18 protein-coding genes are annotated in these 23,730 nt (G+C 71.2%); 10 read left to right on the top strand and 8 right to left on the bottom strand.

The genetic code is table 11. The features are described 5' to 3' along the window. The first annotated feature begins 118 nt into the window (after positions 1-118). On the top strand, positions 119-814 hold the full coding sequence (locus tag OKJ99_RS00180) for a type 1 glutamine amidotransferase domain-containing protein (RefSeq protein WP_326013495.1): 696 nt from the start codon (positions 119-121) through the stop codon (positions 812-814). Between the two features lie 70 nt (positions 815-884). Beyond that, positions 885-1,493, top strand: a complete 609-nt coding sequence (locus tag OKJ99_RS00175) for a histidine phosphatase family protein (protein WP_326013494.1) — start codon at positions 885-887, stop codon at positions 1,491-1,493. Positions 1,494-1,513: 20 nt separating this feature from the next. Here the strand turns inward: OKJ99_RS00175 and OKJ99_RS00170 are convergent, their stop codons facing one another. Beyond that, entirely contained in the window at positions 1,514-2,344 is an 831-nt protein-coding gene (locus tag OKJ99_RS00170) for an aldo/keto reductase (protein ID WP_326013493.1), read from the bottom strand. 217 nt (positions 2,345-2,561) lie between these two features. On the opposite strand from OKJ99_RS00170, the gene OKJ99_RS00165 reads away from it, so the two are divergent. Together OKJ99_RS00165 and OKJ99_RS00160 are read left to right on the top strand one after the other, a co-directional pair. After that, on the top strand, positions 2,562-4,484 hold the full coding sequence (locus OKJ99_RS00165; RefSeq protein ID WP_326013492.1) for a DUF4091 domain-containing protein: 1,923 nt from the start codon (positions 2,562-2,564) through the stop codon (positions 4,482-4,484). Beyond that, a complete protein-coding gene (locus OKJ99_RS00160; protein ID WP_326013491.1) occupies positions 4,481-7,639 on the top strand; it encodes an alpha-N-acetylglucosaminidase TIM-barrel domain-containing protein in 3,159 nt (1,052 codons plus the stop codon). The genes OKJ99_RS00165 and OKJ99_RS00160 overlap by 4 nt, the downstream gene beginning before the upstream one ends. Here OKJ99_RS00160 and OKJ99_RS00155 read toward each other — a convergent pair whose 3' ends face one another. Next, positions 7,640-9,109, bottom strand: a complete 1,470-nt coding sequence (locus OKJ99_RS00155; RefSeq protein ID WP_326013490.1) for a GntP family permease — start codon at positions 9,107-9,109, stop codon at positions 7,640-7,642. A gap of 148 nt (positions 9,110-9,257) precedes the next feature. Here OKJ99_RS00155 and OKJ99_RS00150 point away from each other — a divergent pair, with 148 nt between their 5' ends. The 3 genes from OKJ99_RS00150 (at position 9,258) to OKJ99_RS00140 (ending at position 11,805) form a co-directional block, all read left to right on the top strand. Further along, positions 9,258-10,172, top strand: coding sequence for a LysR family transcriptional regulator (locus tag OKJ99_RS00150; RefSeq protein WP_326013489.1), 915 nt, complete (start codon positions 9,258-9,260; stop codon positions 10,170-10,172). Between the two features lie 70 nt (positions 10,173-10,242). Then, a complete protein-coding gene (locus tag OKJ99_RS00145) occupies positions 10,243-11,310 on the top strand; it encodes a tartrate dehydrogenase (protein WP_326013488.1) in 1,068 nt (355 codons plus the stop codon). A 78-nt stretch (positions 11,311-11,388) separates the two neighbouring features. Beyond that, positions 11,389-11,805: a hypothetical protein gene (locus OKJ99_RS00140; protein WP_326013487.1), complete on the top strand. Its 417-nt coding sequence runs from the start codon at positions 11,389-11,391 to the stop codon at positions 11,803-11,805. A 25-nt stretch (positions 11,806-11,830) separates the two neighbouring features. On the opposite strand, the gene OKJ99_RS00135 is transcribed toward OKJ99_RS00140, so the two are convergent. After that, entirely contained in the window at positions 11,831-12,931 is a 1,101-nt protein-coding gene (locus OKJ99_RS00135) for an ArsR/SmtB family transcription factor (protein WP_326013486.1), read from the bottom strand. A 28-nt stretch (positions 12,932-12,959) separates the two neighbouring features. Further along, complete coding sequence (locus tag OKJ99_RS00130) at positions 12,960-14,528, bottom strand: AbgT family transporter (RefSeq protein WP_326013484.1); 1,569 nt, start codon at positions 14,526-14,528, stop codon at positions 12,960-12,962. Positions 14,529-14,734: 206 nt separating this feature from the next. Here OKJ99_RS00130 and OKJ99_RS00125 point away from each other — a divergent pair, with 206 nt between their 5' ends. Next, a complete protein-coding gene (locus OKJ99_RS00125) occupies positions 14,735-16,645 on the top strand; it encodes a CocE/NonD family hydrolase (RefSeq protein WP_326013483.1) in 1,911 nt (636 codons plus the stop codon). Positions 16,646-16,669: 24 nt separating this feature from the next. On the opposite strand, the gene OKJ99_RS00120 is transcribed toward OKJ99_RS00125, so the two are convergent. Beyond that, positions 16,670-17,131 (bottom strand): hypothetical protein, encoded by a 462-nt coding sequence (locus OKJ99_RS00120; RefSeq protein ID WP_326013482.1) that lies wholly within the window; start codon positions 17,129-17,131, stop codon positions 16,670-16,672. Positions 17,132-17,428: 297 nt separating this feature from the next. Between OKJ99_RS00120 and OKJ99_RS00115 the strand changes: the two genes are divergently transcribed. Then, positions 17,429-18,961: a translation initiation factor 2 gene (locus OKJ99_RS00115; protein WP_326013481.1), complete on the top strand. Its 1,533-nt coding sequence runs from the start codon at positions 17,429-17,431 to the stop codon at positions 18,959-18,961. A 113-nt stretch (positions 18,962-19,074) separates the two neighbouring features. Here OKJ99_RS00115 and OKJ99_RS00110 read toward each other — a convergent pair whose 3' ends face one another. Beyond that, positions 19,075-19,929, bottom strand: a complete 855-nt coding sequence (locus tag OKJ99_RS00110; RefSeq protein ID WP_326013480.1) for a helix-turn-helix domain-containing protein — start codon at positions 19,927-19,929, stop codon at positions 19,075-19,077. A gap of 177 nt (positions 19,930-20,106) precedes the next feature. Here OKJ99_RS00110 and OKJ99_RS00105 point away from each other — a divergent pair, with 177 nt between their 5' ends. After that, the gene (locus OKJ99_RS00105) at positions 20,107-21,021 is read left to right on the top strand and encodes an alpha/beta hydrolase family protein (RefSeq protein ID WP_326013479.1); all 915 of its coding nucleotides are present in this window, start codon (positions 20,107-20,109) and stop codon (positions 21,019-21,021) included. Between the two features lie 36 nt (positions 21,022-21,057). Here OKJ99_RS00105 and OKJ99_RS00100 read toward each other — a convergent pair whose 3' ends face one another. Continuing rightward, entirely contained in the window at positions 21,058-23,031 is a 1,974-nt protein-coding gene (locus OKJ99_RS00100; protein WP_326013478.1) for a hypothetical protein, read from the bottom strand. Between the two features lie 85 nt (positions 23,032-23,116). Continuing rightward, a complete protein-coding gene (locus OKJ99_RS00095; protein ID WP_326013477.1) occupies positions 23,117-23,698 on the bottom strand; it encodes a TetR/AcrR family transcriptional regulator in 582 nt (193 codons plus the stop codon). Between the last annotated feature and the right edge of the window lie 32 nt (positions 23,699-23,730).

Genomic DNA, 23,730 nt, shown 5'->3' with positions numbered 1-23,730 from the left:
CACGGTAGCCCACCGCTGGTCGGCCACGGCCCCCGGCCCTACCTTCGTAGACGTCAAGACATCACCGGACCGACGTTTCCCGACGTTTCCCGACGATTCCCGCGGAGATGAGCACCCCATGTCGAAGATCCTGTTCGTGATGACCGGCGCCGACCACTGGACCCTGGCCGACGGCACCCAGCACCCCACCGGCTTCTGGGCCGAGGAGGCCATCGCCCCGTACGACGCGTTCAAGGCGGCGGGGCACGAGATCGTCGTGGCCACGCCGGGCGGCGTCGTCCCCACCGTCGACGCGGGCAGCCTCGCGCCCGAGTTCAACGACGGCCAGGAGAACGCGGCTCGCATGGCCGCCGCCGTGTCCGCGAACACCGAGCTGCGCTCCCCCATCAAGCTGGAGGAGGTGAACCTGGACGACTACGCCGCCGTCTTCTACCCCGGCGGACACGGCCCGATGGAGGACCTATCCGTCGACGCCGAGTCCGGCGCTCTGCTCACCCGCGCCCTGGAGTCCGGCAAGCCGCTCGGCGTCGTCTGCCACGCGCCCGCGGCGCTGCTGGCGGCCACCAAGGACGACGGCACCAACACCTTCGCCGGGTACGACGTCGCCGCGTTCACCAACGTCGAGGAGGCCCAGGCGGGCCTCGCCGACAAGGCGAAGTGGCTGCTCCAGGACCGGCTGACCGAGGCCGGCGTGAACGTCCGGGTCGGCGAGCCGTGGGCACCGCACGTGGTCGTCGACCGCAACCTGGTCACCGGGCAGAACCCGGCCTCCGCCGCCCCGCTCGCGGCCGAGCTGCTGGAGAAGCTGGCCTGACCACCGATGTCCCCCACGGATGGCACAGTGGACGCAAGTGTCCCGTTCATCACGTGGAGGTTCCCCCCGCATGCGTCTGCTGCTCATACGTCACGGCCAGACCCCGTCCAACCTCAAGCGGCTCCTGGACTCCGCGGCGCCGGGCCCCGGCCTGACACCGCTCGGCCTGGAGCAGGCGGCGGCGCTGCCGGGAACACTGGCCGATGAGCGGATCGACGCCCTGTACGCCTCCACCCTCGTACGCACGCAGCTCACCGCCGAGCCCCTGTCCCGGGCGTCCGGCCTCGACGTCGTGATCCGGGACGGGATCCGTGAGATCGCGGCCGGCGACCTGGAGATGCGCGGCGACGACGAGTCCGCGCAGAAGTACCTCAACACCGCGTTCGCCTGGTCCTCCGGCGACACCGCGCTGCGGATGCCCGGCGGCGAGACCGGCGAGGAGACGCTCGGCCGCTTCGACGCCGTGGTGGCCGAGGCGGCCAAGACGGGCGCCGACACCGTGGCCATGGTCAGCCACGGCGCCGTGATCCGGACGTGGACGGCCGCGCGGGCGGGCAACGTGGACGTCGCCTTCGTCGCCGCCCGCCCGCTGCCCAACACCGGCATCGTCGCCCTCACGGGCTCGCCTGAGCAGGGCTGGGACCTCCAGCTGTGGGAGGGGCGACCGCTCGGCCGGTGAGCCCCGCCGGGCCCTGCCCCTCAGGACCCGAGGACGGCCGGGTCGGGACCCACGCGCTCGCCGGTCTCCAGGCCTGCGAGCGCGGCCATGTCGTCCGCGGCCAGCTCGAAGTCGAAGACGGCGATGTTCTCGCGGATGCGGGACGGGGTCACCGACTTCGGGATGACGACGTTGCCGAGCTGGAGGTGCCAGCGCAGCACGATCTGCGCGGGGCTGCGGTCGTACTTGCGGGCGAGCGCGATGACGATCTCGTCGTCCAGGACGCCGTTGCCGCGGCCCAGCGGGGACCAGGCCTCCGTCGCGATGCCGTGCTTCGCGTCGTACGCGCGCAGTTCGCTCTGCTGGAGGCGCGGGTGCAGCTCGATCTGGTTGAGCGCCGGGACGACGGAGGTCTCGGCTGCGAGCCGGTCCAGGTGCTCCGGCAGGAAGTTGGAGACGCCGATGGCGCGCGCCCGGCCACTGGCGAGGATCTCCTCGAACACCTGCCACGTCTCGACGTACTTGTCGCGCGACGGCACCGGCCAGTGGATCAGGTACAGGTCGACGTAGTCCATGCCGAGCCGGTCCAGCGAGGCGTCGAACGCGCGCAGCGCGGTGTCCCGGCCCTGCTCGGTGTTCCACAGCTTCGTGGTGACGAAGACGTCCTCGCGGGCCAGGCCGGAGTCGGCGATGGCGCGACCGGTGCCCTTCTCGTTCTCGTACAGGGCCGCCGTGTCGATGCTGCGGTAGCCGGCCTCCAGGGCGCTCGTGACCGCGGCGTGCGCCTCGTCGTCGGGGATCTGGAAGACGCCGAAGCCGAGCTGCGGCACGGTCACGCCGTTGTTGAGGGTGACCTCGGGAATGGTGCTCATGACTCGTGTGTCCTTACGTGGTGAAACTCAAGTCCGGTGTCTCGCACGACGGGCGCACGTCCCTGGAGGCGCACGCCCGCCCCCTACAACCTACGTCCGTCGAGTGCTATTCCGTTGACACGTTGACGTTTCATGCTCAAACATTGGGCAAACCAAGCACGCTCTTGCACATTGGCAGCACTCAGTCCGGGTTCCATACGAACAAAGGACATGAAACGTGCGCATTTTGCCCCGTAGATCGGGAAGGCGTGGAACCCAACCCGCCTCCCTCGTCGCAGGCTTCGTCGTCGGACTGCTCGTCGCCGCCAGCACGACGGTGCTCGCCACGAGCGGCGGGCCCGACCCCGGCTCCGATCCGCAGGAGAAGCCCACCACCACCTGGCTCACCGCGAAGGTCGCCGAGGCGATGGGGACCCGGGACACCGTCACATGGGTGCCCACCGGGGCGTTCGCGAACTCCGCGGAGGTGCGCGTGCCGCGGTATCCGATGAAGGCGATCGAGGGCAAGGACACCAAGGAGCTGAAGCTGTCGGCGGTGCGGGGGGAGCAGGTCTCCGGGCAGCTCGCCATCGCGTCGGGCACACCACTGCGCGGCGTATCGGCCCGAGTCGGTGAACTGACGGGCCCGGAGGGCGTCCGGCTCGGCGGGGACGCGGCCTGGCGCGCCCAGGTCCGGTTCGTGAAGTACGTGCCCGTACAGCGCTCCAAGTCGGAGCTGGACTGGTCCGCCACCATCGACCAGGTGAGCTCACCGACCGAGGTGTCCGGCGACCGCAACCCGGATGTCGTGGGGGACGCGCTGGAGGAGCGGTCGGCCGTCGACGTTCCCGCGTACGCGGCACAGCCGTTGTGGTTCACCTTCCGCATCCCCAAGGGCACTCCGGCCGGCACGTATAAGGGGACCGTCGCGGTCACCGCGAACGGGAAGACCCAGACCACGTACCCGCTGACCATCGAGGTCGCGGACGTGACCTTGCCCGATCCGGCCGACTACCGGTTCTTCCTGGACGTCTGGGCGCAGCCGGACACCATCGCCGAGGCGCACCACGTCGCGCCGTGGTCGGCGAAGCACTGGAAGCTCATCGACACGTACAACCGGGACCTGGCGAGCCGCGGGCAGAAGGTCATCAACACCACCATCGTCGACAACCCCTGGCACTACCCGTGGCCGGGGGACAGCCGGAAGTCGCAGACGGCGACCCCGTACTCCAGCATGGTCGGCTGGAGTTGGGACGGGGACCGGTTCCACTTCGACTTCGACCGCTGGGACAAGTACGTCGCCGCCGCCGAGCGCGCCGGGCTCGGCCCGGACATCGGCGCGTTCTCCATGCTGGCCTTCCAGGACAAGGAACACCTGACCTACGTCGACTCCCGCACCGGCAAGAAGGCGTACGAGAACGTCGAGTTGGGCGGCGAGCGCTGGCGCGAGGCGTGGGGCACCTTCCTGCGCGCGTTCGAGGACCATCTGCGGGACACGGGGCGCCTCGACCACACGTGGCTGTCCTTCGACGAGCGGCCCGTCGAGACGATGAAGGTCGTACGGGACTTCGTGCACGAGGTCGCGCCCGCCTTCGACCGGCGCATCTCGGTCGCCGGTTCCATCAGCACGGAGCCCATTGCCTCGAACCTCTCCGTCGACTGGGGCGGCATCGACAAGATGACGCCCGAGAAGATCGCGGAGCGCCGCAAGGCGGGCAAGATCACCACGTTCTACGTGTACGGGGTGCCGGACCACCCCAACACCTTCTCGTACTCCCCCGCGGTCGAGGCCCGGATGCTGCCGTGGATCTCGGCCCGGCGACAGCTCGACGGGCTGCTGCGCTGGTCGTGGAACAGCTGGACCTCCGACCCGTTCGAGCAGCCGGTGCACATCTTCACCCAGGGCGACGAGTACCTCGTCTACCCGGGGGCCAACGGGCCGATGTCGAGCATCCGGTGGGAACAACTCAAGGAAGGGATAGAGGACTTCGAGCTGATCGCGCAGTTGCGGGACAAGCTCGCGAACAGCGGCACCGACGGTGACAGCGAAGCGCTGAAGACCGCCCTCGATCTCGCCACCCGCAACCTCGACGGCCGCACCAAGGACGTCACGGACATCGAGAAGGCCAGAGAGGCCGTCATTCGGGAGTTGACCTCGTGACCCGACCCTCACCTCAGCAGCCGAACCGGCCCCGGCCGAACCGGCCCCGCCTGAGCCGCAGACGGCTGCTGTCGAGCACGGCGATCGTGCTGGGTGTCACCACCGCCCTGCCCGCATCGGGCACGGCCGCCTTCGCCGCCGGCAGCGTCGGCAGCCCCGGCTTCGACACCGGGCCCGCCGACGCGGCGCTGCGCCGGCTGCTGCCCCGCCACCACGACCAGGTCACCTTCCGCCCGTCGAGCCGCGAAGGCGCGGCCGACCGGTTCCGGGTCTCCGGCGCCCGAGGGCGCATCGCCGTCGAGGGATCGACCCCGGCCGTCCTCCTCGCCGGCCTGCACCGCTATCTGCGCGATGTCGCGCACGCCTCCGTCACCTGGAACGGCGAGCAGCTGAACCTGCCCGAGCAACTTCCGGCGCCGTCCGCTGAGTTGACGGCTTCGGCGAACGTCTCGCACCGGTTCGCGTTGAACGACACCAACGACGGCTACACCGGCCCCTACCGCGACTGGGACGCCTGGCAGCGCGAGCTGGACATCCTCGCGCTGCACGGCTTCAACGAGGTCCTGGTGACGACCGGCGTGGAAGCCGCCTACTTCGACGCGTTCCGGCGGTTCGGGTACACCGAGGCCGAGCTGCTGGCGTGGATCCCGGCGCCGGCGCACCAGCCGTGGTGGCTGCTACAGAACATGTCCGGGTTCGGCGGCCCGGTCAGCCGGCACCTGCTGGAGCGGCGCGCCGACCTCGGTCGCAACATCGCCGACCGCGTACGGGAGTTGGGCATGACACCGGTGCTGCCGGGCTGGTTCGGCACCGTACCCGACGACTTCCCCGAGCGGGTCGACGGGGCGAAGGTCGTCCCGCAGGGCACCTGGGGCGGGTTCGAGCGACCCGACTGGCTCGACCCGCGCACCACGGCCTTCACCGAAGTGGGCGCCGAGTTCTACGCCCGGCTCGACGCACGGCTCGGCGCCACCTCCATGTACAAGATGGACCTGCTGCACGAGGGCGGCCGGCCCGGCGACGTACCGGTCGGCGAGGCCGCGCGCGCCGTCGAGAAGGCCCTGCGCGCCGCCCACCCCGAGGCCGTGTGGGCGATCCTCGGCTGGCAGACCAATCCGCGCCGCGAGATCCTCGACGCCGTCGACCGCGACCGGATGCTCATCGTCGACGGCCTGTCCGACCGGTACGCCACGGTGACCGACCGGGAGAGCGACTGGGCCGACACCCCGTACACGTACGGCAGCATCTGGAACTTCGGCGGGCACACCACGCTCGGCGCCAACACCCCGGACTGGGTGGAGAGTTACCCGCGCTGGCGCGACAAGGACGGCAGCCGGTTGTCCGGGATCGCCGCGATGCCGGAGGGGGCCGACAACAACCCCGCGGCACTCGCGCTCCTCGGCGACCTCGCGTGGACGGCGGGCAGCGTCGACCTGGACGACTGGTTCGGGCGGTGGGCGGCGGCCCGGTACGGCGGATCCGACCGGCACGCGGCCGCGGCCTGGCGGGTGCTGCGCGAGACGGCGTACGGGATGCGCCGCACCGACTCCTGGAGCGAGGCACCCGACGGCCTGTTCGGGGCCCGCCCGGCGCTGAACGTACGGTCCGCCGCCGCGTGGAGCCCGCAAGCCGAGCGCTACGACACCGCCGCCTTCGACCGGGCGCTGACCGAACTCCTCGCCGTCGACAAGGAGTTGCGGAACAGCTCCGCCTATCGGCACGACCTCCTCGACGTCGCCCGGCAGGTACTCGCCAACCGCAGCCGGGTACTGCTGCCACAGATCAGCGCGGCGTACGAGGTGCGCGACACGGCGCTGTTCGGGCAGTTGACCCGGACGTGGCTCGACTGGATGAAGCTCCTCGACGACGCACTGGCCACCTCGGAGCAGCATCTGCTGGGCCGGTGGCTCGCCGAGGCCCGCGCATGGGGAGCCGACCGCGCGGAACAGGACCTGCTGGAGTACGACGCCCGGTCGATCCTCACCACCTGGGGCGGCCGGGCCAGCAGCGACGAAGGACTGCGCGACTACGCCAACCGGGAGTGGTCGGGCCTCGTCACCGGCCTCTATCTCCCGCGCTGGCGCAGGTACTTCACCGAGCTGTCGGACGCGCTCGCCGAGGACCGGGAGCCCGCCGGGATCGACTGGTTCGCGATGGACGACAAGTGGGCGCACGGGCACGAGACGTATCCGCGGCGCCCCTCGGGGTCGATCGAGCGGCTCGCGCGCCGGATCCACGACACTCTCGCGGGCGCCGCGCACCAGGCCACGCTGACCGCCTCCGCCGCGCACGCCGCCGTCTCCGCCGACGAGCCGGTCACCGTCGAGGTCGCGTTCACCAACCGCAACGGCCTCGCGGCGGCGCGGGACGTCGCCCTCTCCCTCGATCTGCCCGACGGTCTCACCGCCCGCGCGGAAGGCCCGGTCGTCGCGGCCGCGGTGGCTCCCGGCGAGACGTTCACGGGACGCTTCACGGTGTCACTGACGGGCGCGGCGGACGGGCTCGTGCTCCGGGTGCGCGCCGACGCCGCGTACCGGATGGGCACCGCGCACGGCGCGGCGGTCGACGCGGTCCGGCTCCTGGCCGGCACCGGGGTCAAGGACCCGTACCGCACGGCGTCGTTCAACGACGCGGTGTTCGGCCAGTCCGGCGACGCCTTCGCGATCGAGGGCGGCGGCGCCGATCTGTGGGGCGGCACGGACGAGTTCGGCGCGATCTACCGCCCGGGCGCCCTCACGGACGGATCCTCCGCCACGGTCCGGGTCACTGCCCAGGACCGCACCGGCGGCTGGGCGCGCGCGGGCCTCATCGTCCGCAACGACCTCACCGCGAAGGGGAGTTCGGGATACGTCAATCTCGCCGTCACCCCGTCCAACGGGTGCGCACTGTCCTGGGACACCGACGGCAACGGCCGCCTCGACTCCGTCACGACGGCGGGCAGCTCGGTCACGGCCCCGGTGCGACTCCGCCTGACCCGCCAAGGTGCCTCGTACAAGGGCGAGTTCAGCACCGACGGCATCACATGGACGACGGTCGGCACGGCGACGCCTGCGGGGGCGGCAGCCGGTGGGCAGGACGTGGGGGCGTTCATGAGCGCGGCGAACGGTGGGAGTGGGGCAAGGGGGATCGCGGAGTTCGACGGGTTGCGGATCTAGTCAGACGAACACCGCCACCGTCAGGATGATCGGGAGCGAGATCAGCGAGGCCAGTGTCATCGGGACGGTGTGGGTCTTGATGGTGCCCCGCGTGGAGAAGCCGAGCAGCGACTGGAACATCCAGAAGAAGTTGCTGGACACGTGGGGCACGAAGAGGGCGCCCGAGCCGGCCGCCAGTGCCACCAGGACCAGCGGGGTGTCCAGGTGGCCCGCGATGGGGGCGAGGATGCCCGCGGCGGTGATGCCCGCCACCGAGATGGAGCCGAGCGCGATGTGCAGCACCGCGGCCATGATCCAGACCAGCAGCAGCGGCGGGAGGATCCCGGAGGAGAAGAGGTCGCCGAGCGTCCTGCCCATGCCCGAGCGCTCGATGATGGCTCCGAGCGAACCGCTGATCCCGCTGAGCACCAGGATGGAACCGCACTGCGCCAGCGACTTCCCGATGACGTCACCGATCTCCTCCCTGGACCGCACGCGACGCGCCAACACGTAGGCCACGGTGGTGCCGAGGAGCAGTGCCACCACCGGGTCGGTGAGGAATCCGACCGGCGCCACGTCCAGGGAGAGACCGTCGGCGAGTGCGCCGCCCGCGATGAGGACGAGGACGAGCAGGACCGGGGTGACGGCCAGGGCGAGGGGCAGCGGGCGGGGCTTCCGCGTGTGTGTCTGTGTCTGTGTCTGTGTTGGTGTTTGTGGCAGCTCGGCCGGGGCGTCCGTGACGGTTCCAACGGCCGCCCTTCCAGCGGGAGTTGGGGTAACTGGCGGGGCGGAGTCGGGCGCGGGCGCGTCCGGCTCCTCACTCGCGTCAACCGCCTCGCCGTCCTCGATCTCGTCGGTCGCCGGGTCCCACGTCATCCAGCGCAGGACGACCGAGAAGACGAACACGGTCAGCAGCGCCGTCGGCAGCGCGACGACGAGGCCGAGCAGGAACATCTGCCCCAGCGGGACGTCCAGGATGCCCGCGATGGCCACGGCCGCGACGCCCGGCGCCACGAACACCAGGCCCACCTCGATGCCCGCGGTGAGTGCGCCGCCCATCAGGGCGCGGCCCCGTGCGCCGAGCTTCGGGGCGAGGCGGCGCGCGAGGGGCGCCGAGAGCACGAGCAGCACATCCGAGTAGATCGCCGTGAACAGCGAACTCAGCGTCACGGCGAAGACGTAGGGAATGCTGCGCCGGCCGAACGCCTTGAGTGTCGTCCCGACGAGCCGCTGCATCGTGTCGGCCGCCGTAAGCAGCGCGCCGAGCATGACACCAAGCGACACGAGGATGCCGATCTCCCCCATGACATCCGCGAAGCCGTCCGCGACCGCGTCCGGTGTGCCCTTCGCCCCGACCGAGGTGGTCAGGCCCAGGAAGAGGGTGCCGAAGAGCAGCGCGAGCACCGGCGGTAGCTTCAGCCACGTGATCGCGACGACGATGCCGCCGATGGCGACCGCCGTGCTCAAGAACAACAGGGCTTCGTGGGACACGGGCAGGCTCCGCTCTCGTTTTCGCTCCGTTGCGAACTGCCGTACATCGTGACGACGGTCACCTCTCGCGTCCAAGACTCATTTGCAGCCCGACCGATAACGTCGGCCTATCGAACGACCGTCATCGCGGGAGCGGAACAGGAAGACCATGGACGTACGGCAGTTGCGCCACTTCCTGGCGGTCGTGGACCACGGCAGCGTGCACCGGGCCGCGGAGCGGCTCTTCGTGGCGCAGCCGTCGGTGACGCAGACCATCCGCCGCCTGGAGGCCGCGCTCGGGACCAGCCTGTTCCTGCGGCAGGGGCGGGGCCTGGTGCTGAGTCCCTCGGGCGCGGCGCTTGTCGGTCCCGCCCGGGAAGTGGTGCGCTCGCTCGACGTGGCCCGGGAGACGGTCATGGCCGTGGACGGGCTGCGGGGCGGGCAGTTGCGGATCGCGTCCATGCCGTCCCAGGTCGTCAGCCCGCTGACGGGGCTCATCGCCGCGTACGCCGAGGCGTATCCGCAGGTGCAGGTGGCGGTGGTGGCCGCGGCCCGGCCGGACGATGTGCGCGACGCGCTCGGCAGAGGTGTCGCGGAGGTGGGTGTGCTCGCCGCGGCCGGGGCGCACGAGGCGTACGCGGATCTGGACCGGGTTCCCATCGAGACGCAGTCGTTCGTGCTCGTGGCGCGCGACGACGCCGCCCTGCCCGAGGGTGAACACCCGCTTGCCGTCGAGGAGTTGCCCGCGCTCCGGCTCGTCGCCGGGCAGCCGGGGACGGGCATGCGCCGCGTCGCCGACGCCATCGTCGCCGCGACCGACTCCCGTATCGCGGTCGAGATCGAGCATCGCGAGGGGCTGCTGCCACTGGTCATGGCGGGCGTGGGGGTGGCCGTCGTCGCCGACTCGTGGCGCCCGCTCGCGGACACGGTCGGGCTGCGTGTGCGCAGGCTCGCCATCGAGGACACGCTCGACGTCGGGCTCGTGTGGCGCAGACACCGGCTGAGCCCGGCGGCCGCGGCGTTCATCGACGTGATCGAGAAGTCGCGCGCCGAAGGGCGGCAGGGCGCTCCGGCCAACCGATAGGCGGGCGTTATCGAACGGGCTGCAAACGCGTCTTGGACAGCCCGGGACGCCACGGCATTCCATGGTCACCATGACGACCACTCGCCACCGCATCGCTCTCATCCCTGGTGACGGCATCGGCACCGAGGTGCTGCCGCCCGCCTGCGCCGTCCTCGACGCCGTCGGCAAGCGCCACGGCCTCGCCTTCTCCTACGACTCGTTCGACTGGTCCTGCGAGCGCTACCTCGCCGAGGGCGCGATGATGCCGACGGACGGCCTGGGCCGGATCCGCCACCACGACGCGGTCCTCCTCGGCGCGGTCGGCTGGCCGGGAGTCGCCGACCACGTCTCGCTCTGGGGACTGCTGATCCCCATCCGTCGCCAGTTCCGCCAGTACGTGAACCTGCGTCCCATCAAGGTGCTGGAGGGCGTCCCTAGCCCGGTGGCGAAGGCGGGCGCGGACGTGGACTTCGTCGTCGTACGCGAGAACGTCGAGGGCGAGTACTCGGAGATCGGCGGGCGGCTCAACCGCGGGTTCCCCAACGAAATGGCCGTCCAGGAAGCGGTGTTCACCCGCCCCGGCGTGGAGCGCATCCTCGACTACGCGTTCACCACCGCGCAGCGCCGCGAAGGACACCTGGTCTCGGCGACCAAGTCCAACGGCATCGTGCACACCATGCCGTTCTGGGACGAGCTGGTGCGCGAGGCCGGTGAGCGGTTCCCGGACGTGGAGTGGCGGCAGGAGCACATCGACGCGCTCGTCGCGAAGATCGTCCTCGACCCGTCCCGCTACGACGTGATCGTCGGCTCCAACCTCTTCGGCGACATCCTCTCCGACCTCGCGGCCGCCGTCGCGGGCAGCATCGGCATCGCGCCCGCGGCCAACCTCAACCCCGAGCGCGAGTACCCGTCGATGTTCGAACCCGTCCACGGCTCGGCGCCCGACATCGCGGGCCGCGGCATCGCCAACCCGCTCGGCGCGATCTGGTGCGCCTCGATGATGCTCGACCACCTCGGCCACCCCGAGGCCGCGGCCGAGGTCTTCGACGCGTTCGCCTCCGTCCTCGCGACGACGGACGCGCGGACCGCCGACCTGGGCGGGACGGCGACGACGAAGGAGTTCACGCAGCTCGTGCTCGGGGCCGTCACGGACCGGTGATCGTGTTCCATCGGCGAGTCGCCCTCCCCCGATCTCTGTAGCCTGAACGCCGGTTGCGCATCGGGGGGGGAGTTGACCGTGGAGAGCATGCTGTCGGTGGGCCTCGGGGCCGGTATCGGGCTCCTGGGTGTCGTGTTCGGCTCGTGGTTCACCGCGCGCCGCCAGGACCGGATGTGGCTGCGCGAGCAGAAACTCAAGGCCGGAGCCGGTTTCAACACGGCCGTGGTGCAGCTGATCGACCACCTCAAGGAATCACGGCTGGGCGACGACGGCCCGGGCGCCAACGAGTTGGCGAACCGGCTGCAGGAGGCCCGGTCGACGCTCTACCTGCTGTGCGCCGACGACACCGTCGTGCTCGCCGACACTCTCGTCCGCCGGGTCTGGGGAATCAGGCCCACTGCCGGCTCGGACGTCCGCAGGGCCGAGTACCACGAGACGGTGGCCCTCCTGCGCCGCTTCACCCAGCGGCTCCGGCAGGAGATCGCCGGATCGTAAAGGGCGGCCTCGGGGCACTGTGGCCTCAGCGCATCACCGTCGCCAGTACGTCGTCCCCCAGGGCTCGTACGACGTCCGTCGCCAGTCGGTGGCGGACGAGTTTGCCGTCGCGGGTCGAGCGGACCAGGCCCGCCTCGCGGAGTTGGCGCAGGGTGCGGGAGACCTGGGGTTCGGTGGAGCCCAGGCGGGTGGCCAGTTCGGAGGTGGTGATCGGTTCGCCGAGGAGGTGCCGGCACAGTTCCATGCGGCCGGGTGAGGCGAGTGCCGTGAGCCGGTCGTGCAGGGCGCGCAGGGAGAGTTGGCCGGGCCCGGAGGGCGCCGCGGCGCGGACCGCGTACTGGACGACGACACAGGACGGGTCCTCGTCCTTGACGACGAGGTGCGGCCAGACGCGGACCGAGGGGACGAGGACGAGCGGGCGCCGGCCGACGACCACCTCGTCGATCTGGAGCTTGTCGAGGCGGATCCGGGCTCCCGGTCCGACGCGCGACGCGGTGGGGAGCAGTTCGGTGAGCACGTCGACGGGTGGGCGGGCCCTGGCGAGCCGGCGCCGGACCTCACGGGTGTGCTCGTCGAGCGCGGGGCGCAGGGTGTGCCAGTCGTCCGCGAAGAACGCGGAGTCGGCGGCGCGCAGCACCGCGAGAAGCCGGGCGCGGAACGCCGCCGGGTCCGCGACCAGTTCGGCGGCCAGGTCGCCTCTGGAGTGCGAGCGCCGACGGCACTGGCGTACGTACTCCTCGGCGGCCTCGGTGCCGGGGCGCAGTTCGTGGGCGGCGGGCGCGGGCCGGGAGGTGGCACCGAGCACGCCGGGTGCGACGAGGCCGAGGAATTCCGTGCGGGGGAGGTCCTCGATGGCCGCGAGCTCCTCCGGGAGTCCCGCCGCGACGGGGAGCGTACGAGGGTAGAAGAGGCGGCAGCGGAAGCGGGCCCACAGCGGGGCGAAGACCGCGAGTTCGTCACGGAGCACCGGGTCCACCGCGGCGGCGCGGGCGGTCCAGTCGGCGGCCTCGGGGTGGTGCTCGGGTTCGGCGAGGATGTGCAGGCTCGCCATGAGTTCGGACAGCGCGGAGGGCCCGGCCGCGATGTCCGCGGGGCCGAGCCCTCCGACGTCGATGATGATGCTCACGGCACCAGGGTACGAAGGCACTCCCGTGTCATCGGACCGCTGCCCCCGGCCCCAGCGGAATGCCGAGCAGGTACCAGGCGAAGAAGAGGACGACCCACACCACGAGCATCGCCATCGCGACCGGCAGCGTGAAGGAGACCAGCGTGCCGATGCCCGCCTTGCGCCGCAGCGTCTGCAGATAGCCGACGGCGAGGGCGAAGGTGGTGCCCATCGGGCTGATGGAGTTGGTGCACGAGTCTGCGATCCGGTACAGCGCCATGGTGGTGGCGGGGCTGGTGCCGAGCAGCATCATCATCGAGATGAGCGCCGGGGCGACCAGTGACCAGAGGGCGGAACCGCTGGTGATCAGCAGGTTGATCAGGGAGATCGCGATCAGCAGCAGGAGGAAGAGGACGAGCGTGGGCACGCCCAGGTGCTCGATGAAATCGGCCCCCTTCACGGCGAGCACGGTGGCGATGTTCGTCCACTGGAACAGCGCGAGGAACTGCGAGACGGCCAGGAAGAGGACGAGCAGCGGGGCGATGTCCCGGACTCCCTCGGCCATGAGGGCGGGCACGTCGCGACTGCTCTCGATGCGGCCGGTCGCCCTGCCGAACACGTAGCCGATGAGGATGAAGAACACGGCGACGAAGACGGACACGCTGTTGAGGAGGGTCGACTCGACGATGGAGCCGCCCTTGCCGCGCAGCGGGGAGTCGACCGGGAGCATCGCGGCGATGAGGAGGACGGCGTAGCCGAGAGCGGCCAGGCCGGTGCGCTTGAGTGCGCGGAGCTCGGTGGCGTCGTCGATTCCTGCGGTGATGACGGTCTGCCGGGCCTTCTCCTCCAGATCCGCGTCCGGCACGAGCAGATGCTCGCGCTTGGTGAGCACCTTCTCGGTGACGAAGGCGACGGTGCAGGCCAGGATGAACGCCGACGTCGTGGAGAAGTACACGTTGTCGGTGGCCCGGACGACAAAGTCGGCGTCCACCAGGTGTGCGGCCTCGGTGGCGACGGAGGCGTAGAGCACGTCGCTGGAGGTGATCAGCGGGTTGGCGTCGCCGGCGGCGTTGATCGACACGAAGGCCACGATCATGCCGAGCATGGGCGAGCGGCCGACCGCGCGGAACGCCATGGCGCCGAGCGGAATCAGCACGACGTACGCGGAGTCGGACAGGAACTTGCACAGCACACCGCACAGGGCGACACCAAGGGTGACCCAGCGCGGGGAGACATTGGACAGCATCCGCCGCGCCAACGCCTCGAACAGGCCGGCCCGTTCGGCGACGGCGACGCCCAGCATCACGACGAGCACCGTGCCGAGCGGGCCGAAGGTGACGAAGTTGTCCACCGCGCCGTTGACGAGGTCGCGGACGGCGTCGCCGGATATCGCGCTGCGCACGGCGATGGTGCCGTCCTTGGACGGGTCGGCGACCTGCGCCCCGGCTGCCGCGAGTGCCCAGCTGACGACCGCGACGACGCCCGCCATGATCCAGAAGAGCCAGAAGGGATGCGGCAGCGCGTTGCCCGCCCGCTCGATGAAATCGAGCAGCCGCGAGCCGCCGCCCCCGGTGGGCGGGCGTTCGGGTCGCACCTCACGGCGAGCGGTCGCGCTCATGGATTCTCCTGGGTTCGAAGGGGGCCACGCCGGGCGGGCGCACAGGTCACGCCTGCGCTGATCGCCCGTCGCTGATCGCTGAAAGCGGCAGGGCGGCGGGCACACAGTACGAAGGGGATACGCACGGCGTCACGGCCTGACGGAACAGTTGACGTGATTGCGGCAAGTGATCCACCGCGCGTCGGCCGCGACCTACGGTTGCGGCCGTGACCTCGCAAGACACCCTCAAAGCCGCCCGCACCCCCCGTCCGCTGCACGCCGACGGCACGCTGTGGCGCAGGCCCCTGACCGTCCCCATGCGCGACGGGGCCCGCCTCGCCGCGGACCTCTACACCGCAGGCTCCGAGCCCGAACCCGCGCCGCTTCCGGTGCTGTTGGAGCGGACCCCGTACGGCAAGCGCGAGCAGCGTGGCTCGGACCAGGACCGGCACGACGCCCCGGTGCCACGGCCCGAGGACATCGCACGGCACTTCACGGACGCCGGGTACCACGTCGTACGGCAGGACTGCCGTGGGCGCGGGGAGTCGGAGGGGACGTTCGTGAAGTACCTCGGGGAGGGCCCGGACGGTGCCGACACCGTGGAGTGGATCCGGGCGCAGCCGTGGTGCGACGGCCGGGTGGTGATGACCGGGGTGTCCTACTCCGCGCACGTCCAGGCCGCCGCTGCGGCGGAGGCCCCGGCCGGTCTCGCGGCAATGTTCCAGGACTCGGGCGGCTTCGCCTCGGCGTACGAGGCGGGCATGCGGATGGGCGGCGCCTTCGAGCTGAAGCAGGCCACGTGGGCGTTGCGGCACGGGGCGAACAGCCCCGAGGCGGCAACCGATCCGGTCCTGGCGGAGGAGATGCGCCGCCTGGACGTGGCGGGCTGGTTCACCGCGCTGCCGTGGCGGCCGGGTTCGTCACCGCTGCGGCATCTCCCGGCGTACGAGGCGTTCCTGCTGGAGCAGTGGCGCGAGGACGCCTTCGGTGACTACTACCGCAACCCCGCGCTCTACGGCCGCGGTTCCTACGACCGCTTCCCCGACGTCCCGAGCCTCCACATGGGCAGTTGGTACGACCCTTATGTCCGGTCGACCATCGAGAACTTCACGGAGCTGCGGGCGCGCAAGAAGGCGCCCGCGTACCTGGTGATGGGTCCGTGGACGCACGGTCACCGCTGCGAGACGTTCTCCGGAGACGTCGACTTCGGACCGGCGTCGACGCTGTCGGGGAACCTGGCCGAGTCGTATCTCGCGTTCCGCAGCCGGTGGTTCGACCAGGCGCTCGGGCGGGAGGTCTCCCCCCGTGACACCTTCCCGGCCGTGCAGTACTTCCTGATGGGTGGCGGGGACGGCCGCCGGGACGCGGCGGGGCGCATGCGCCACGGCGGCGAGTGGCGCGAGGACACGGCCTGGCCGCCGTCCGGAACCCGCCCGGTGTCCCTGTACCTGCACACCGACGGCGCCCTCTCCCCCGCCCCGTCCATCGCCTCCGAGGCATCGGTGGCGTACGACTTCGATCCGCGGAACCCGGTGCCGACCATGGGCGGGCAGGTGACCTCGGGCGAACCGGTCATGACGGGCGGCGCGTACGACCAGAACGCGCCGGACGCCCGGACGTTCGGGGCCGCCGAGCCCTATCTGCCGCTCGACGCCCGCCCCGATGTCATCAGCGTCCTCACACCACCGCTGGACCGGGACGTGGTGGTCGCGGGTCCGGTCTCGGTGAAGCTGTACGTGTCGTCCTCCGCGCCCGACACCGACTTCACCGTCAAGCTCATCGACCAGTACCCGCCCAACCCCGACCATCCGCACGGCTTCGCCATGAACCTCACCGACGGAATCTTCCGCTGCCGCTTCCACCGCTCCTTCGAACGGCCCGAGCCCCTCGCCCCCGGTGAGGTGTACGAGATCGAGGTGACGGCACCCGACACGGCGAACCGCTTCGCCGCAGGCCACCGCATCCGGCTGGACGTCTCCTCCAGCAACTTCCCCCGCTTCGACGTCAACACCAACACCGGCGAACCCGAGGCGGCCGCGCGGCGCAGCACGATCGCCGTCAACCGGGTGCACATGGACGCCGTGCGACCGTCCGCGCTGCGGGTGTGGGTGGAGGGCGAGGAGGACGTGCTGGGCTGACCGCCCGACATCCCCCGGTCCCAGTCAGCCGTCCGCCCGGTTCAGGTCCTCCCGTGCGGCCGCGACGAACGACTCCTTCGCGTGGCGCAGGTCGTCCTGTGTGTCATGTCGGCGCAGCGCGTCGACGACATGGTGCGCCGCGTCGGCGACCGTCGGCGGGGCCTCCAGGGTCAGCGCGCTCAACGCGCGGTACAGGCGCGGTTCGTCCTCGGCGGTTCCGAGGCCCGTGCGTGCGGCGACGATGCCGCTCTCCGCGGCCCCCAGGAACTCCGCGTACGTGCCGCGCCGCGCCTCGCGGGCGGCGCGCTGCTCGTCGGCGCCGAGTGTCATGCGGACCGATGTGAGCAGCGCGTCCGCCTGGCGGTCACCGGAGTGCCGGGCCGCCTCCGCCTGCCGGAGGCCGGCGGAGCGGCCGTACCAGCCCGTGACGACGCTGCCCGCGATCGCGGAGCCGGCCGCGATCAACGCCACTCCCCAGTCACTCATCCCCCGCCACACCTTTCCCCGTCCACCGCGCCGCGCGCGGTACCCCTCGAACACCCGACGGTAGGATCGGATCATGTCGCCGGACGACGCACAAGAACCAGCCCCCATCTGCGGAAACGACACCGCAGCAGCCCCGCCCCCACTAGACTGGACAATTTCCGGGCGACGGGCGACGGGCGACGGGCGACGGGCGACGGGCGACGGGCGACGGGCGACGGGCGACGGGCGACGGGCGACCGGCAGCGGACCGTTCTTCTTGCCGCGCGGTCGGCCGTAGCGCTCTACCGGCTCCTCGATGTGCTTCCCGCGCTCGCCGGTGACGACCGTGTCACCCGCTGCTTCACCCTCGTTCCCGGTTCGGACTTCGGCGCCGACGCGCTGGCGGCCATCGAAGAGGTGGGTGCCCGCACCGTGCCGTGGAGCGAGGCGGTGTCGCGGACGTACGACCTGGTCATCGCCGCGAGCCCCAAGGGCGACCTGGGACAGCTGCGGGGCCCGCACGTCCTGCTGCCGCACGGGGCCGGGTTCAACAAGACCATTCCGTACGAGGGTTCGGCCGACTCCGCGTCCGGCCTCGACCCGGTGTATCTGAGCCGTGCCGAAGGCGCGGCGCCCATCGCCCTGCACGCCCTGGCCCACCCCGCTCAACTCACCCGCCTCACGACCGTGGCCCCGCAGGCGGCACGCCGCGCGAAGGTCGTCGGCGATCCCACGCTGGAGCGCGTCCTCGCCTCCCGCTCACACCGCGACCGGTATCGGGCCGCGCTGGGCACGGGGCCCCGCACGCTCGTCGCGCTCACGTCCACCTGGGGGCCCGAGTCGCTGCTCCGGCGCCGGCCCGACCTCCCCGCGCTACTTGCCGCCCATCTCCCGTACGACGCTTACCAGTTGGCGCTCATCGTGCACCCCAACGAGTGGAGCAGGATCGGCGCGTTCGAGCTCGGGCAGCGGCTCGCGCCCGCCCTCGCGGCCGGGATGCTGTTGCCGCACCCCCGCGACGAGTGGGCTTCGGTCCTGGTCGCGGCCGACGCCCTGATCACCGACCACGGTTCCGCGGCCCTGTACTACGCCGCCGCCGACGACAGACCCGTCGTCGCCGCCTGCCGGGGTGGCGACGAGCTGCTCCCCAGCAGCCCCATGGACGTACTCCTGGGCGGTGTACCGGAGTTGGGCCCAGCGGATGACCTGCCGAAGGCGCTGCGGGCGTACCGTCCGGGCCGCGCGGCCGAAGCCGCCCGTGCCGCCTTCGCCCACCGGCACGACGCCCTGCGGCGGCTGCGCGACGAGCTCTACACCCTGCTCGACCTCACTCCACCGGACCACCCCTCCCCCGCCGCGGCCCCCTTGCCACTGCCCGACACACCACGCCGCACACCCTTCGCCTTCGACGTGCACGTCGAGTTCACCGAGGACTCCACCAGCATCACGCGACACCCCGCCGGGATGGGCGCGCCGGGACATCACCTCGCCGTGGAGCAAGGGGCGGCGAGCGAGCAACTCGCCCGCTCCGCAGGGCTCCTGTACCGCCGATCGCTGGTCGGCCCCGCCGACGGTGCGGGCCTCAGCCGGACCTTCGACGGGTGGGCACGGCAGACCCTGTCCGACTATCCGGGATGCCGCACGGCCGCCGCCGTCCTGCCCACGGGGCGCTGCCTGCTGCGCGTACGCGGGCACGAACGGCCCTACGTCCTCGAAGCCGGGCCCGCCACCGAGAACGGCCGCGTCGCCCGCGCGGACCCGGCCGCCACGGTGTCGGCCGCGCACGCATGGCTGACCACCACCACATCCACGACCGGCGCCGACACCACACTGACGTGCGTGGTCGGTTAGCACGCGTTCCCCGTTCGCCTGCGACCCGCAACGCCCGACGAGGCCCAACAGGAGATCTAGGTGCAACGACCACGAACGTTGACGGGCGCCTGGCTGCCGGCTGCCATTCGCGCTTACTCGGGGGCGTGGTCGGGGGCGGCAGTACGGCCGGCCAGGATGCGCAGGGCGTCTTCGGAGTCGCTGCCGGGCTCGGCGCCGTAGGTGAAGAGGATCAGGCCGTCGCCGGGCAGGTCAAGCGTTTCGTAGGAGAGGTGGAGAAGGCCGGCGTCAGGATGGTGGATGACCTTGGCGCCTCGGTGGAACTGGAGGATGTCGTGGTCGGCCCAGCGGGTGCGGAACGCCTGGCTGTGGGTGGACAGTTCCGCGACGAGATCGGTGAGGCCCTTGCCGTACGGGCCGCGGCCGGCCTGGGCGTGCAGGAGGGCGACGAGGTTGTCTGCCGCGCTCTCCCAGTCGCCCCAGAACTGGTGGGAGCGGGGGTCGAGGAAGGTGAACCGCGCATGGTTGGGGGTGGCACTCCCGGCAGACTCGATCATGGGGGCGTAGAGGATGCGGCCTACGGCGTTGGCGGCCAGCACGTCACCGCAGCCGTTCACGACGAAGGCCGGGCCGGTCATGGAGTCCAGAAGGTGCTGAACATTCGGCCGCACCGTGTCAGCGGCGGCCGGACGGCGCCGCCGGTGTCCCGTACCGGAAGTGCGGGCGAGACTCTCCAGATGGGTGCGGTCGTGCTCGCTGAGGCGCAGCGCCCGGGCAAGGGAGTCCAGAACCTGGTCCGACACCCCGGACAGGTCGCCGCGCTCCAGCCGGGCGTAGTACTCGACGCTGATCCCGGCGAGCCGGGCGACCTCGGCGCGCCGTAGCCCCGGTACCCGGCGGGTGCCCTGGGCGGGCAGCCCCGCCTCCTGGGGACTGATTCCGGCGCGGCGGGAGGTCAGAAACGCCCGGGTCTCGGCTGCATGGTCCACGGGAGCCAGGTTAGGGGGATTCTCCTGGTGGAGAGGGTGCGGAAGAGTCACGGAGGGGTGTAATGCCAGTACACCCTTCACCAGTGGCTTCCCCCCAGTCCGAGAGCTAGGTTCCCATGAGTAAGGGGGCGTATCGGGCGATTTCGCCATGAGGCAGAAAGTGAAGGTGAAACTGGCATGGCCGACACCTCTGAAATGATCAATGGCCTGGTCGGCGGGATGTTCACCCACCCGGTCCGGACACCGCTCCTGCACACTCCGGATGAGTACGGGATGGCCTACGAGGACGTCACCTTCCCGTCCCTGGACGGCACCCCGCTGGAGGCGTGGTGGATCCCCGCCCCCGGCTCGGACAAGCTGATCGTCGCCAACCATCCGCTGCCGATGAACCGCTATGGCTTCCCCTCGCACCTGGAGCCATGGAAGTCGATGGTCCCCGGCGGCAACGACTTCGAGGTCAACCTTCTGCCGGAGTACAAGCACCTGCACGACGCCGGCTACAACATCCTGACCTACGACGCACGGAACCACGGCCACAGTGGTGCCGCCAACGGCGGGCTCTTCACCTGGGGCCTGTTCGAGTCCCGTGATGTCGCCGGCTCGCTGCGGTACGTCAAGTCCCGGCCCGACACCGCCGGTATGACGCTCGGTCTGCTCAGCCGCTGCATGGGCGGCAACTCCACCTATGTCGCGATGGCCGGCCACCCCGAACTCTTCGAGGACGTCCGCTGCCTGGTCAACCCGCAGCCGGTCTCACTGCGTGTGATGGCCGGACAGGCCCTCGGCGCGATGGGCATCGCGGACCGGATCGACGACTTCGACCGGGCGTTCCAGCTGGTCACCAGCTTCACCATCGACCAGGTGTCGCCCATCGAGTACGCCAAGAGCTGCCAGGTGCCCACCTTCATCACCCAGGTCCGCGACGACGTACTCACCCGGCCCGAAGACGTACAGGCGATCTTCGACGCGATCCCCGTCGTCGACAAGAAGCTGTTCTGGATCGAAGGCAGCACCCGTCGCTGGGACGGCTACACCTACTTCTCCGAACACCCGGAGCAGATGCTCGACTGGTTCGACACGCACATGAACTGATTCGAGAATCCACCGCCCGTGCTTCTGCCACCGGACTCATTCGCCCGTGGCCAGCCCGTTGCGCCGACGGATGTCGTCCGCGGCCTGCCGGTGCTCCGCCGCTTCCGCGGGCCGTCCGTCCGCCTCCGCCAGGTCCGCCAGGGCGTCGCGCACGCGGGCCTCGTCGAACCCTGATCCCCGGGCTTGCGCGCCCTCCAGGGACTCCTCGTACAGATGCCGCGCCTCGGCCCGTCGGCCGAGCCCGGAGAGTACGCCGGCCAGGGCGAAGCCCGTGCGGCGCGTCATGCGTTCACGCTGCTGCGCACGCGCGGCGTCGTGTGCCTCCGTGAGCAGGCGTTGCGCGGCGTCCGTGGCACCCAGTCGTGCCTGCGCCTCGCCCATGCGGTAGGTCTGGAGCATGACGCCGTACGGGTTGGGGACCGCACGGTGCATGTCACGGCATGCCTCGAAGTCCCGTGCGGCTTCGGCCCAGTTGCCCTGTGCGCTCTTGAGCATGCCGTGGAACTCCGCGACCGAGGCGGCCAGTTTGCGCTCCGTCTCCGTTCCGCCGAGCAGGCGTGCCGCCGACGACGCGGCGTCGAGCTCGTCCGCGGCCGCCGCATGCTCGCCCGACTCCCAGAGCTGTCGGGCGAGTTGGCATCGCGTACGCACCAGCCAGGCGGCGCTCCCGCCGTGCCGGACCGCCGCGTCCCGCGAGAGTTTCAGCGCGTCGACGACCTCGCCCCGGCCCGGGTGGTCCAGGGCGTACGTCCACAGGGGCTCCGACAGGGCCACGGCCTCGGCGTCCATGCCGAGGGCGTGGGCGAGGCGTACGCAGGCGAACAAGGTGTGCCGTTCGGCGAAGAGCCACGTGGTGCCCTGTGCGGCGGCGTCCGACAGGGGTACGTCGGGCGCGTCGGGCAGGGGTGCCGTGCGGTCCGTCACCACCAGGCGGGGGCCCGCCGCGAGCAGGTCGGCCCGCTGGGCCTGGCGCACGTACCAGCGCAGCACCCGGACCCGGGCCTCCTCCGCCTCGCCCGCCGCCGCGGCGCGGTGCGAGCTGCGCAGGGCGTGCGCGTGCAGGGGGCCGGGGAGCCGCATCCGTCCGCCGCCCGCGCGCAGGTCCAGGACCCCCGCCCGGTCGAGCTCTTCGAGGGCTTCCTCGCAGGCGTCGGGGCCGAGGCCGAGCAGGGCCGTGGCCGACTCGGACGTAAACGTGGCTCCCGGGTGGTGGGGCAGCAGCCGGTACAGGCATGCGGCCGCATCGGACAGCGCTCCGTACGCCGCGTCCCAGACCCGCTCGACGCCGGGCACCCCCTTCTCGCCCCATTCGCCGCGCAGTTGGTCGATCAGCCGGGGCAGCGGTCGCAGCCGGTGCGAGCGGATCCAGCGGCCCGCGACGTGCAGGGCGGTGGGGAGTCCGTCGCACAGGCCGATGAGTGCACGCACGGCTGCCGGGTCGGTGGCGAGGCGGTCGTCGCGGACGATCAGGTCGAGGAGTTCGGTCGCCGCCTGTTCCGTGAGCGGCTGGAGCGGCATGCCGATCGCTGCGCCGTCCTCCAGGTCGTACAGCGGCCCGTGACTCGCCACGATCACGAGGCTCGCGCCGGAGGCCGGGAGCAGCGGGACGAGTTCGGAGGCGTACCGGACGTTGTCGACGATCAGTACCAGCTTCAGGTCCGCCGTCATGCTCCAGTACTGCTTGCACCGCGCCTTGAACGGGCGGGCTACCAGGCCCACTTCGACGTTCAGCGACTGAAGCAGCTGTGCGAGTACGTCACCGGGGTCGAGTACACCGTCGAGCCGGAAGTCGTCGAGGTCCACCGAGAGGACCCCGTCGGGGTACCGGTCGCGCACCGTCCGGGCGATCACGTACGCGAGCTCCGACTTGCCGAGCCCGGCCGGGCCGCTCAACGACATGACCAGCGGCCGGGACCGGCCCTGCCAGTCCTCCACGGCGCGCAGCGCCCGCTCCCGCTCGGCGTGTCGGTTGACGAAGTGCACCGGCTCCGGCGGAAGTTCGATCCTCACGGGCTCCCTCTCAGCTGTGACGTCCGGTCAACTGGGCGTACCACCAGGAACTTTACTAGCCCGGACCGACGAAACAGTGGAGCCGTCAGCGCAGTTCCACGGCCGCCGCGCACAGATCGTCGAGGGCGGCCAGCACGAGGGGGGCCAGTTCGCCGGGGACCTCGTCGCGGGCGGGGTCGACCCATGCGGCGAAGCCGAGCTTGAAGGCGAGTACGCCGAGTTCCGCGGCGACCTGCGCCGTGGGTTCCAGGACGTCACGGCCTCGTAGGGCCTCGACCATGGCGGCGGCCATGCCGATGCTCTTCAGCGCGTTGCGCTCCTGCAACTCCGCGTTCGCCTCGATCGCCGCGTGCAGCAGCGGGCCCAGTTCGCGGTTGAAGGAGGTCATCTCTCCCGAGGCGCGCTCAAGGCCCGCCGCGACGGCCTCGACCGGGGTCGCGTCGTCGGGGGCCTGGGCGATGCCCTCGACCAGCAGGCGGCTGAGGGTCTTCTGTCCCGCCGTGAGGATCTCCCGCTTGTCGGCGAAGTGCCGGTGGAACGTGCTGCGGGTGAGGCCCGCGCGCTCGGCGATCTGGGCGACCGTCGTGTCGTCGTAGCCCTGCTCGGCGAACAGGTTCAGCGCCGCCACGACCAGGCGCTGCCGGGCATCCGGCTTCCATCTCGGCATACGCCCATCCTAAGTGATGCGACACATGTCGC

Source organism: Streptomyces endophyticus, assembly GCF_035798155.1.
Classification (GTDB): Bacteria; Actinomycetota; Actinomycetes; order Streptomycetales; family Streptomycetaceae; genus Streptomyces; species Streptomyces endophyticus.
This window is presented reverse-complemented; position numbering and strand designations above follow the sequence as displayed.

Coding starts and splice junctions, on each gene's coding strand:
- OKJ99_RS00150 (WP_326013489.1), top strand. CDS start 9,258: ATGGACGTACGGCAGTTGCGCCACTTCCTGGCGGTCGTGGACCACGGC.
- OKJ99_RS00170 (WP_326013493.1), bottom strand. CDS start 2,344: ATGAGCACCATTCCCGAGGTCACCCTCAACAACGGCGTGACCGTGCCG.
- OKJ99_RS00130 (WP_326013484.1), bottom strand. CDS start 14,528: ATGAGCGCGACCGCTCGCCGTGAGGTGCGACCCGAACGCCCGCCCACC.
- OKJ99_RS00105 (WP_326013479.1), top strand. CDS start 20,107: ATGGCCGACACCTCTGAAATGATCAATGGCCTGGTCGGCGGGATGTTC.
- OKJ99_RS00175 (WP_326013494.1), top strand. CDS start 885: ATGCGTCTGCTGCTCATACGTCACGGCCAGACCCCGTCCAACCTCAAG.
- OKJ99_RS00180 (WP_326013495.1), top strand. CDS start 119: ATGTCGAAGATCCTGTTCGTGATGACCGGCGCCGACCACTGGACCCTG.
- OKJ99_RS00120 (WP_326013482.1), bottom strand. CDS start 17,131: ATGAGTGACTGGGGAGTGGCGTTGATCGCGGCCGGCTCCGCGATCGCG.
- OKJ99_RS00095 (WP_326013477.1), bottom strand. CDS start 23,698: ATGCCGAGATGGAAGCCGGATGCCCGGCAGCGCCTGGTCGTGGCGGCG.
- OKJ99_RS00145 (WP_326013488.1), top strand. CDS start 10,243: ATGACGACCACTCGCCACCGCATCGCTCTCATCCCTGGTGACGGCATC.